This window comes from Candidatus Eremiobacteraceae bacterium (assembly GCA_035295225.1).
GTDB lineage: Bacteria > Vulcanimicrobiota > Vulcanimicrobiia > Eremiobacterales > Eremiobacteraceae > JABCYQ01.
The window spans coordinates 41,341-52,674 of record DATGJI010000047.1 but is presented as its reverse complement, the minus strand read 5'-3'; the positions used below and the strand labels follow the sequence as shown (position 1 = coordinate 52,674).

Genomic DNA, 11,334 nt, shown 5'->3' with positions numbered 1-11,334 from the left:
GCGAGGCGGACCATAAAGGTCCGCCCTACACGAATGCGAGGCGGACCATAAAGGTCCGCCCTACACGAATGCGAGGCGGACCATAAAGGTCCGCCCTACACGAATGCGAGGCGGACCATAAAGGTCCGCCCAACAGCCTAGAGTTTTGTTGAGATGCTGAACACGAATTCCGGCGCGTTGTTCAGCGACTGCGGACCGTACGCATAGTAGTTGTCGCCCAGGTAACCGAGGCTCGACGTGGCGTTACCCGTCGAACCGCTGTATCCGAGCGGACTGTTGTAGAAGTTGTTGTCGCCATACGCGAGAACTTGCGCGCTCGACGGATATTCCCACGGATAGCCGTGGTTGTGCACGACCGTGAACACGTTGGTGACGAGCATGCTCGCCTTGATGTTCTGCGCGATGTCGTGCGAGACGCCGATGTTCATGGTCAGCCACGACGGCCCGACGAGCGACCCGGGCGCGTCAAAGGCGTTGGTATACGGGTCGGGCCCGTTGGCCAGCGGACCTAACATCTCGTTCCCCGCCAGCTGCGGTATGCAGCCGGGCGTCGGGATGGCCGGCGCATTCGGATTAGCAGACCCGTAGCAATGCACGTCGGGGAAATTCAGCGAGTCGCCGTACGGGTTGCCGGACTGATAGTTGAACGTCGGCGTGATGTCCCAACCTCCCACGCGATAATCCAGGTTGAGGTTCACGGTGAAGCGGACGTCGTAGGACGGGGTAGTTGAACCCGGCGATTGGGTCAAAGACGGCGAGTAGTACCCATTGGGATCGAGCGAGGCGTAGTGCGTGTTGTACTGCGTGTTATACGCAGCGATGGATGCGTTGATGACGTCGATGAAGTTCTGACCGCCGAGCGCGCGCTCGTAGCGGATTTTCGAGTCCGTGTACGTCGCCGCCAGCACAGCCGACAAGCCGTTTGAGGTTTGGCGGTCCTTGCGCAGCAAGAACTCGGAACCACGGATGCGGGCAGCGCCAAAGTTGTACCCCGTGACGAACGTCGGGTTCGTCGGAACGACGGGCAGGTTGAGGATCTGACCACGCGTCACGCGCAGGTACGGCGTGACCTTTGCCGACCAGCCTTGATCGAATGCGTGCTCCAGCGAGAAATCGTAGTTCGTGCTGTCTTGCGGCTGGACGTTGTGCACTGCGGTGAACCCGAGACCGTCATAGAAATTGTTCAGCACCGAAACGGTGTCTTGCGGTCCGAACTGAGGCGCGCCGATGTACTCTTCGTACGCTGTCGCGGGCGGCTCGACATAGCGGCCGACCGAGAAGCGAAGGACGTCGCGCGGCGAGGCTGTGAACGTGGCGCCGAAACGCGGGCTGAACTCGTTGAAGTTCAAGTCTCCGGAGACGTTCGTCCAATGGCCCGCGCCCGGGAGCGCGGACGGACCGAGATTACCGAGCGTATTCACTTGGTCCGTGAGGTATGCAAAGCACGGTTCGGTCGGGCCGTAGGCATAACCGTGCAGGCAGTTGCCCGCGAGGTTCTGCGACTGCTCGGCGATGCCGTTCGGTCCGAGGATCTGCAACGGCGTGAGGCCGACTTCGAACCGATCCAAACGCGCGCCGATGTCGAAGAGCCAGCGATCGCTCGGCTTCCACGAATCCGCCAAAGCCGCGTCCGTGTTGATCTCCGGCAGCGCGTTCCAGTACGCGAACGGTGTGCCTTTCATGACGACGTTGTTCGGGTCGCCCGGCGCGCACGTGTGGAGATTGGGATCGGTCAGCGACAGGCCGCAGCCAGCCCAGAAGTTCTCCTGGAGAAAATTCGGCGCATAGTTGTAGCGCAGCGAGAGATCCTTGCTGTAGTCAATGTCGAAGCGCAAGAGGTGCGCTTGCGTCAACTGATTTTGGTAGTTGAGCGTATAGCCGGTCGCGTTGTCGTGCAATTGATAGAACGAATCGCCCACGAAGCCGTTCGTGGCTTGATCGAAGTTCCACGCCGAATATAACGCGTACGCGTAGAACCGCGCGAAGGACGATGAGCTCAACGCACGCGTGTAGCTGACCTTCTCAATTCCGGATTGCGTGGACTGGCTGTCGACGTAATTGGATGGGATCGTGCCGATCGAGTTGCCGGCGGTGGGCCAGGTGTATGTGCCGAGCTTCGTCGGATCGTACGGAGCGTTGTTCGGGCCCACGTAAGGCGTGCCGAACACCCACTGCAGCTGACCGTTGACGACTGAGCCGCCCTGGCCTTGCGCGTAGAGCGCGGGGTCGAGATGCGCGCCCGAATACGGGTACGGATTGCCGGTCGTGCCGCCGACCCAGAGCGCTTGCAGATCGTCGGTCATGCCGTTGTGCAGGATGCCGTAGTGGAGATTGATGACGGTATCCCGCTCGGCCGCTGAGATGTTTCCGAACTCTTGCCAGACCTCTTGTGAGATGGGCACGTTGAGATTATGCGCGCTGCCGCACGAGAGAAACGGCGTGGGTATCTCGGATTGCACATTGGGACCCATGAGCGTGTTGAACGCCAAGCAGCCGGGATCGTTCGCCGCGACGTTGATCACATGGTTGTCGAGGTTCTCGCGGTTCGCGAAATTGTAATCGGCGTTGACCGCCAGTTCGGAGACGTAGTAGCTGAACTTGCGATCGGGCGACGCGCCGTACAGATCGGCCTGCATCGTGTGATTGTACGTTGGCGCGCCGGCGACGAGCGTGAGGTCGCCGCCGCCCGGATACGTTCCGCGACGCATCACTTCATTGATATAGCCGGCCATAGAACGGCCGGAATCGGCGGGGGCACCGCCGGTATAGACTTCGAGACTGGAAAGTCCGTTCGTGACGAACGACGTGGCGTTCGCGGAGTCGAAGCCGCGGTTCAATGGAATGCCTTCGAGTTCGAAACCGATCTGATCGTTTGATCCGCCGCGTATGCTCAAGCTGCCGTTACCGCCGTAGCCGCCGCCGCCGCCGATCGAGCGCACGACGCCCGGCAACGATCCGACGACGCCGTTCTGACTGTACAACGTCTCGGCGCCGCCGGCAGAGCCCTGATAGCGATTCACCGCGCTGGCGCTGACCGCGTAGAGATCTCCCGTGACCGATTTTGACACGACGCCGGCCGTGGCGGTGGAGGTCACGGTCGTCAGCACCTTGATGGTAGGCCGCATCGTGACCGCGACGGTGGAAGTCTGATCCGCTTGCACGGTTATTCCGGCTACTTGCGTGGTGTCGTAACCGTCTTTCGTGGCCGTCACCGTGTAGGTGTCAGGCGTGAGGGCCAAGACCGAGAAGAAACCGCGCGCATCGCTCGTGCCGGCCGCCGATTGCGACGGCGCTGAGACCGATATCTTCGCGTTTGCTATCGGCGCGCCGCTTGCGTCCGCGACGTGTCCGGAAATACCGCCTGTGGTGCCGGCGATCGCAGCGCCGCTCAGACAGAGACCTGCGACGATGAGTGAAGCGACAACGCGCCCAAGGACGTTGACCGACATCAGCAGACCCTCTCGTTCTATCGAAGAAAATACCGAATGTCGCCAGCGAGACGGACTCGGCGACTGCGGCAATCGTACCGTGATGCCGTGGGTTCGTCAATAAGCGACGCGCATCTTCGTACGGGAGCAAACCGATTGCGTTCCGAATAGATTCGGGGTTGTACTGCGTCCTGCGAAGACGCGACCGATGGAGAACCTCATTTGAGCGTTCGAATCGCGGCATTTCTTTCGGCGCTGCTCGCGTTGAGCGGTTCTGTCGCGGGCTGCACTCGCGTGACCCCGTCGCTGCACAGCGGGGCGTCGCTCGGCGGCGTCCACGAATGGACACATCCAGGCGTTCTGCGCATCGGCTCGCGTCTCGTGCCCGACAACTTGAATCTCCTCATCGGCACGCAAGCCATCGACACGGATCTCGGCATGTTATGGGCGAGCTTTCTCCTCAGGGTCAACGACAAGAGCGAGCTAGTTCCTGACCTCGCGACCGAAGTGCCGTCACTGGCCAACGGCGGAATCAGCCGCGACGGCCTCGTGATCACGTACCATCTCCACCATGGCGTGAAGTGGCAAGACGGCGCGCCGTTCAACGCGGACGACGTCCTTTTCACCTTTCAGACCGTCATGAACCGCAAGAACATCGTGGTGACGCGCGCCGGATACGAGTTGGTCAGCAAGATCGATGAACCCGACAAATATACGATCGTCGTCCACTTGGCGAAGCCGTATGCGCCGTTCGTGCGCGTGTTCTTTGCGGTGTCGAGCACTTCGTTCTGCATCCTTCCCAAACACCTGCTCGCCGGATTGCCCGACCTCAATCGGGCGGACTTCAACAACCATCCGATCGGCACGGGACCGTTCAAGGTCGTGTCATACGAGAAGGACGTCGAAGTCAAGCTCGTCGCCAACCCGCTTTATTTCGGAGGCCCCCCGAGACTGCGCGAGATCGAATACCACATCGTGCCGAGCGACAACACGCTGCTCACGCAGATCAAGACGCACGAGATCGATGTCTATTATCGCGCCTCCGAAGCGCAGATGCCGAGCTTGACCGGTATCCCCGGCACGAAGATCTACGCGACCGCTTTCACGCGTTTCGGCGACATCGGGTTCAACGCGTCGCATCCGCCGCTCGATGACGTGCGCGTGCGCCGCGCGCTCGCGTATGCGACAAACAAAGCCGACTTGATCTCGAAGATCACACACGGCGTCAACATCGCGGCTGATTCCGATCAGCCCCCATTCTTATGGGCCTACAATCCGTCGGTTCCGAAGTATGACTTTGACCCGGCGCGGGCTCGCGCATTGTTGGATGCGGCAGGTTGGGTGCCAGGTCCCGACGGTATCCGCCGCAAGAACGGCCAGCCGCTCTTGCTCGTGATGTCGGGCTATACGGGATCCGCGACGCTTACCGCCACCCAAGAGGTTGTGCAGCGCGAATGGCGCGACGTCGGCGTGGACGTCGAGATAAAAGACTTTCCCTCAGATCTTCTTTACGCCCCGGCCACCGAAGGCGGCATCGAGCAGTCGGGTAAATTCGATGCGATCGTGGAGAGCTGGGGCAACGGGTCGGACCCGGATGACTACGTGTTGTGGGGGTGCCACAACCAACCGCCGAACGGCTGGAACGTGTATGGTATCTGCGATCCGCAGCTCGAGACTGCCGAGCACATCGCGCTGACGTCGAACGATCCGGCCGTGCGCAAAGCGCAGTACGCTATCGTGCAAGATCGGCTCGCGGATCAGGTGCCCGTGATCTTCTTGTGGTTTGAACGATACATAACGATAGCCAACTCCGATTTCACGGGCTACCACCCGAGCCACGTCGGATCGCCGTGGTGGAACCCGTGGGATTGGTCGATCTAACCAAACTGTAGGGCGGAACTTAACGGTCCGCCGCCGGACGATAAACGTCCGCCCTACAGTTTGGTTAGATCATCAGTTATCGCACTGGTGCAGCGGGTTTGACGGCGTCGGGGTCGGCGTCGGCACCGGCACGTTGAACTGGAAATCGCTGAACGTCGCCTGCCCGACCGCGTGGATGTGGTGGCGCGTGATCTGCGAGCTCTGCGATTGTACGACGCTGTATCCGTACACGGTTCCGTAATACTGCACGAGCGAGATGTGGTCATCGCTGTCGTGATAGTACCAGTCGAAGCGCTGCAGCTGACCGTCGGAGCGTCCTACCGTCACGTCGACGGTTGAGACTTCACCGTTTATTTTCGGCACCATGTGCAGCACATATGCCTCCGGCAGCGTCGAAATCGTGATGTTGTAACAGTGCTCCCAGCGCGGCGCAGAGAGAACGGTGCCTTCGACTTTCGTGATTCCCTTTAAGTACGAAGGCGTGTGAGGGAAATCGAGTTCGGTGAAACCCGGCTGGCCGTAGTACTCGGTGCCTTCGAGCACCGGGTGCAGCCACGGGAAATTCAATTGACGTACATCCAAGACCGCGTGCGCCTGATATGAATTGAGACCGGAATTCTTGTGCATGATCAAGTCGATGATGCTTTTGGTCGATTCGTCAGGCGACGAAGACGACGCGGCGAACCCCGCGCCGCCGCCGACGGCGAGGACCACGAGAACGGCGGCGCCCGCGACCGCGGCGGCCAGGCGAGCGAGGGGCGGTTTCTTCACGGCGATGATTCCTTCGATGTATATAACGGCCGATGCCCCCTCGATAGTTCGCTCCTCATGCCGTTTTCATCGCACGTTCGACGGCGCCGTGATACGCGACACGAAGGTCGTCACGACTTTCCTTTCACGCACACGAACTGTTTGAGGTACTTGTCCGGCCGTATGAGGTCTCGTTACGCGTGACCCGGTTTCGTCGTCTTTGAATGCAGAGCCCGATACGTTTAGAAATCATCGTCGCGTAGGATTCGCGGCCGGCCTAGATTCGCATTTGTCGACGGTCGAGCGCTGGGTGGATATGCCGGGGCCGACCTGCGGCGAGGAATAGGCGGCCGCACTACGAAACGCGTCAACGCTGATGGCGGGAAACACGACTTCGTCCGAACCTGTCGAACGGGTTGATCTGCGTCAGTTCCCTACATGGGAACGGCACGACCGTATGCTGGCGTCGTTCGACAAGCTGGCCGCCGGCCAATTCGTCGAATTCATCAACGATCACGAGCCCAAGGCGCTGCGCGCATCGGTTGAATCCGAGCGCAGCGGCATCACGCTATGGGATGTCCGCAATCAGGGCGACGGCCGCTGGATCGCTCGCATCACGCGCTTGCCCGACCCGTCCGTCACGGGCGACGCCCCGCGCGTCGCATTTCTACGCCGCTGCACGATGTTCCGCAACGTGCCGAAGGATCTGCTGCGAGAGATCGACCGCGTCGCCAAGGAGCGCACGTATCACGACCGTATGGTGATCGTCGCGGAAGGCACGAATTGGGCAGAACTCGGCATCGTGCGCCGCGGCATCGTGGAAGTCACGCGCGCGACCGACGAAGACCGCGAGATCGTGCTCTACGACGTCTCGCCGTGCTCGATGTTCAACGAAGCGGCGGTCTTCGACGAAGGCACTGCGGAGGTCACGGTCATCGCTCGCGGCGATGTGGACACGGTCGAACTTCCGGCCACGTTCGTACGGCAACTGCTCCAGCGCAGTCCCGAGGCTGCCGCCGGCTGCGCGCGCTTTTTTGCGCAGCGCCAACGTCGCTTGTCGGGTGCCGCCGGAAATCTCGCGTTCGGGCGCGTGTTGACAAGAATTGCGCGCGTTCTCTTGGACTACGCGTCACCCGACGAAGGCATGGCGCGCGGTGTCGGCGGTGTAGAGCGCATCACACAGTCGGACCTTGCCGCTCGTGTGGGCACCGTCCGCGACATGGGCAGCCGGGCGCTTTCGCACCTCGAGGATCTTGGTGCGATTGAGTTGCGGCGCGGGCGCGTCGTCCGTCTCGACCGCGCAAAATTGGACGACGTCGTAAAAACCACGAAATAGCCGGCGATATACGGCTAACGCCGCACGAAGAGCGCGCCGAGCCAGCCCCCGGCAAAACCGCACGCGACATCGAGTGCGTTTGAAAATAGCCCTTCCGGCGGCGGAGTGAGAGCCTGCGCGATCTCGATTGCGAGGCTGAACGCGGCGACCCACAAGCCGACCTGCCACGCAGCCGGAGATGAGGCGCCGGCTCGAGAGGCTCGCGCTGCGCAGTAACCGATCACCCCGAACGCGATGACGCTGTATGCCTTGCGGAGCACGACGTGAAAATCAAGGCCGGCCGGCGAGGTGAGGTCGTAGACCGCGTTGCTCGTGGCGAGATAGAAGAAGATCACGGCCGCGAGCGCCGTGATCCACCACCAAGCGGCGGGTCTTGCGCGGTACCCGCGCAAGGTCACGAGACCTTTGAGACGGGAGAGCGCACGCGCCCGCGCGCGGCTTCATTCACGTAGACAGACGTGATCGCACCGAGCCGCTTGATGCCTTCCATGATCTGCGCCGGCGTCAGCGACCCGATGGCGAGACGGAACGAGCGCTCATGCCGGTCGTTCACCGAGAAAGCCCGGCCAGGAATGAACGATATGTCCTTTTCCAGCGCGCGAACGAGCAATGCATCGCCAGAGCAGCCTTCGGGCATGGTCACCCAGACCGCACCGCCTGCGCGCGGACGCGTCCATCGCACAGCGTGCGGCATGTTGCGCTCGAGCGCGCCGAGCAACGCAGTCAGTTGATCCGCCCACTGGCGCCGCATCTGCAGATCCTGGCGCGCGATGGAGCCTGCCTCGAACAGGCGGCGCAACACGAGCTGCAAGAAAACATCGGAGCCGCGATCGATGACGTCCTTCGCCTGGATAAGCTGTTCAAGCACGCGCCCGGTAGCGAGCGTGGCGCCCATGTTCATGAGAAGACCACGAGAAACGGGGCGAGCATAGATCACGCGGCCGTCACGGTCCGTGGTGTACAGCGGCATCTGCGGTTTTCCACGGTACGTGAGCGGCGCGAAGGGGTCGCACTCGAAGACGAGCCAGTTGTGGCGAGCGGCTAGGTCCATGAGATGCTGCCGGCGCGCGGGGTGCATCTCGAGCCCGGTGGGATTATGCGCGCGCGGCGTGGTGACGACGAGACGGATGGGCTCGCGCGCGGCAGCCGCTTCGAGTATGTCGGTGCGCATGCCCTTATCGTCCATGGGAATGCCGATCATCCGGAGATTTCGAAGCCGGACCGCGTCGACGAGGCAGAATTGATTCGGGTCTTCCATGGCCACTGCGTCGCCTTCGTTGCAGAACGCGAGCAGCGCCAGTACGAGCGTCTCTTCGTAGCTGTTGGTGACAAGGACGCGATCCGCGCCGACTTCGATGCCCTCGTCACACATGTGCGCCGCGATGGCGGCCCGAAGATCGGGCGCGCCTTGCGTGTCCGTGGGGTGAACGGTGCTGAACTCCGAGTCGAGCGCGATTCGACGCATGGCGCGGCGCGACGGCGCCAGCATTTCGCCGCCGTACGACGGCACGCTGAAAAACGCGAACTGTGCGTGGCCGCAAGCCGGGGGCAGGCGATAGATGAACGAGAGATTCGTCTGCGCTCGCGGCCGGATGTAGCCGTCTTGCCATGCGAGGGCTCGCGCGTCCGGGTGGGGAGTATCGGCGGGTCGCGGCGGTAACTCCGCCACAAACGTCCCCACGCCCGGCCTGCCCGCGAGCAGGCCGCGCTCGCCGAGCACACGATACGCATGGGCAGCAGTGACGATGCTGACCTTAAGCTCTTCGGCGAGGTCTCGCACGCGAGGCATAACAGAGCCGCGCTGCAGACCGCCTTCTGCGATGAGCAGGCCGATCGCATCCGCGACCTGCATATAAAGAGGGCCGCTATTCTTTAACGGGGCGCTTTTAATTAAGATTAAGGCCGACTGTTCTGCTAATTTAGGCATGCTTACATACTATAGTTACTAAGTGACGGGCAAGTCAAGCAGAATTAGTTGTCAGCGCTTGAAAAGGTCTTCCGGCTTGTCGATCCGCCCGACTCGCCGCTGCCACGATCGCATTCGGCGACGCTGCTGCCACTTGTCGTAACGCTCGCGCAGATTTGAGCCGCGGAAATCCACGCCGCTCAGACGCGGGCGAAACACCGTGAACGCCCACGCGAAGAGCGATACGCCGCCGACGACGGCTGCCGCAGACGGGATGCTGCCGTAGCGCCCGTAGTTCCCGAAGAATTCCCAAATGATGACGAATGCCGCGAGCCAGCGAGCCTGCAGCGGGAAGAAGTATAGATAGACGGTCGCATATGGATTGAGGGCCGCGAAGGCCACGACCACCGCCACAAAACTGCCGACCATGCCGATCATCACGGGCACGCCGAGCCACGGGCTCAGCGCCATCATGATCAGTCCAGCGACGATCCCCGATGCGAAGAAGAAGAAGGCGAATCGCCAGCCGCCCCACGCGCGCTCCAACGACCCGCCGAAGAAATACAAGACGATTCCGTCAAACAAAACCGGGATTAAAGAGAGATGCACGAACGGGAATGTGAACGGCCGCCACAATTGTCCGGACAAGAACCAGGCGTCATTCGGCAGCCATCCTAATTGAAGGACGAACGCCGCTCCGAGGCCGGCGAACGCGAGCAAGAAGACGGCCGCGAAAACCGCCAGGATCGCGAACACCACGGGCGTGCCGCCATATCCAAAGGAAGGTCTATAGGTGGCCATGCGTCAGCCTGCGTTGACCGATCGACCGCCGGCTCGACGCATCACGCGGCTTGCGCGCGAACGAACTCGAAAACGACGTCAGCGCAGCGGTAGAAGTCCTCGAGATCAAGCCATTCGTCAAGCGTATGGATCGCGCGCATCCCGGTTCCGAAGTTCACGGATTCGATGCCGCGGCGATTGAACACATTCGAATCGCTGCCGCCGCCGATGGATGCCGTGCTCACGTCTGCGCCGACCGCCGTTGCTGCGGCGAGCAACGACTGGACGATAGGCGCCGCGTCCGGCACGTTCATGCTCTCGTACTCGCGCTCGCAGCGTTCCTCGACCCAAGCGCGATGCAGCGCACCTGCCACCGTTGCCGTGGCGGCCGCGGCGGCATCTTGGAAGCAGCGCCGGATGGCGGCGGTTGTGCGGTCGAGCGCGGCGTCGTCGAGGGAGCGCGCCTCGCCGCGCACGAGACAGAGATCGGGCACGACGTTCGTCGCGCTTCCGCCGCTCGCGATGACGACGTTGCTCGTGGTCTGCGGATCGATGCGCCCAAGCGGCATCGCCGCGATCGCCTGCGCAGCCACGCGTACGGCCGAGATGCCGGTCTCGGGCGCGACGCCGGCATGCGCTGCGAGGCCGTGCACGGTGAATTCGAATCGGTCGGCAGACGGCGCCCGAGTGACGCAGACCGTCGCATGAGCTGAATCCAGGACGAGCGCACGCTTCGAGCGCAGCGATCCGACCTCGAGTTGCTTTGCGCCGAGTAACCCGATCTCTTCGCAGATGCTGAAGACCACCTCGATCTCGCCATGAGGTATCGAGCGCTCTTTCAGCGTGCGCAAGACCTCCATGATCACGGCGACCCCCGACTTGTCGTCGCCGCCCAAAATCGTGGAACCGTCCGACCGCACGCGGTCGGCCATGCGCACCGGTTTGACGCCGTTTCCTGGCGGCACCGTGTCCATATGCGCGGACAGGAGGATCGGCGGCGCATCCGGCGCGATGGCGGCCATGCGCGCGATGACGTTCCCGACATCTGCACCGACGGAGGATCCGGCATCGTCGATGCGCACATCGCAGCCGAGGTCGCGCAATTCGGGCACGAGGCGATCGGCGACGCCTCGCTCGTGCTTAGACTGGCTATCGATCTGGACGAGGTCCAGGAAGTGTGAGACCATCCGTTCGCGCTGCATCATATGAACCCGAGTTTCCGCGGTGACTGTCGTGCTCCTCCGCTTGTGCGG

At 62.1% G+C, this 11,334-nt stretch carries 8 protein-coding genes; 2 read left to right on the top strand and 6 right to left on the bottom strand.

Annotation, left to right across the window (positions count from 1 at the left end; genetic code table 11):
- Nucleotides 1-137: 137 nt before the first annotated feature.
- Nucleotides 138-3,449, bottom strand: a complete 3,312-nt coding sequence (locus VKT51_07605; protein ID HLJ84017.1) for a TonB-dependent receptor — start codon at nucleotides 3,447-3,449, stop codon at nucleotides 138-140.
- A 201-nt stretch (nucleotides 3,450-3,650) separates the two neighbouring features.
- On the opposite strand from VKT51_07605, the gene VKT51_07600 reads away from it, so the two are divergent.
- Entirely contained in the window at nucleotides 3,651-5,309 is a 1,659-nt protein-coding gene (locus tag VKT51_07600; GenBank protein ID HLJ84016.1) for a peptide ABC transporter substrate-binding protein, read from the top strand.
- Between the two features lie 72 nt (nucleotides 5,310-5,381).
- Here the strand turns inward: VKT51_07600 and VKT51_07595 are convergent, their stop codons facing one another.
- Nucleotides 5,382-6,080 carry a hypothetical protein gene (locus VKT51_07595; GenBank protein ID HLJ84015.1) on the bottom strand — a complete coding sequence of 233 codons (699 nt, stop codon included), beginning with the start codon at nucleotides 6,078-6,080 and terminating at the stop codon, nucleotides 5,382-5,384.
- Between the two features lie 355 nt (nucleotides 6,081-6,435).
- Between VKT51_07595 and VKT51_07590 the strand changes: the two genes are divergently transcribed.
- Nucleotides 6,436-7,395, top strand: a complete 960-nt coding sequence (locus VKT51_07590) for a DUF2249 domain-containing protein (protein HLJ84014.1) — start codon at nucleotides 6,436-6,438, stop codon at nucleotides 7,393-7,395.
- Nucleotides 7,396-7,409: 14 nt separating this feature from the next.
- Here the strand turns inward: VKT51_07590 and VKT51_07585 are convergent, their stop codons facing one another.
- The 4 genes from VKT51_07585 to VKT51_07570 all read right to left on the bottom strand — a co-directional run bounded on the left by VKT51_07585 (nucleotide 7,410) and on the right by VKT51_07570 (nucleotide 11,286).
- Nucleotides 7,410-7,787, bottom strand: a complete 378-nt coding sequence (locus VKT51_07585) for a hypothetical protein (GenBank protein ID HLJ84013.1) — start codon at nucleotides 7,785-7,787, stop codon at nucleotides 7,410-7,412.
- Nucleotides 7,788-7,789: 2 nt separating this feature from the next.
- The gene (locus VKT51_07580) at nucleotides 7,790-9,247 is read right to left on the bottom strand and encodes a PLP-dependent aminotransferase family protein (GenBank protein ID HLJ84012.1); all 1,458 of its coding nucleotides are present in this window, start codon (nucleotides 9,245-9,247) and stop codon (nucleotides 7,790-7,792) included.
- A gap of 126 nt (nucleotides 9,248-9,373) precedes the next feature.
- Nucleotides 9,374-10,102: a rhomboid family intramembrane serine protease gene (locus VKT51_07575; GenBank protein HLJ84011.1), complete on the bottom strand. Its 729-nt coding sequence runs from the start codon at nucleotides 10,100-10,102 to the stop codon at nucleotides 9,374-9,376.
- Nucleotides 10,103-10,143: 41 nt separating this feature from the next.
- Nucleotides 10,144-11,286, bottom strand: a complete 1,143-nt coding sequence (locus tag VKT51_07570) for a M20/M25/M40 family metallo-hydrolase (protein ID HLJ84010.1) — start codon at nucleotides 11,284-11,286, stop codon at nucleotides 10,144-10,146.
- Between the last annotated feature and the right edge of the window lie 48 nt (nucleotides 11,287-11,334).

What these genes read in the sequence shown, in the direction of transcription:
- VKT51_07570 (HLJ84010.1), bottom strand. Translation starts at nt 11,286, where the DNA reads ATGATGCAGCGCGAACGGATGGTCTCACACTTCCTGGACCTCGTCCAG.
- VKT51_07575 (HLJ84011.1), bottom strand. Translation starts at nt 10,102, where the DNA reads ATGGCCACCTATAGACCTTCCTTTGGATATGGCGGCACGCCCGTGGTG.
- VKT51_07605 (HLJ84017.1), bottom strand. Translation starts at nt 3,449, where the DNA reads ATGTCGGTCAACGTCCTTGGGCGCGTTGTCGCTTCACTCATCGTCGCA.
- VKT51_07590 (HLJ84014.1), top strand. Translation starts at nt 6,436, where the DNA reads ATGGCGGGAAACACGACTTCGTCCGAACCTGTCGAACGGGTTGATCTG.
- VKT51_07580 (HLJ84012.1), bottom strand. Translation starts at nt 9,247, where the DNA reads ATGCAGGTCGCGGATGCGATCGGCCTGCTCATCGCAGAAGGCGGTCTG.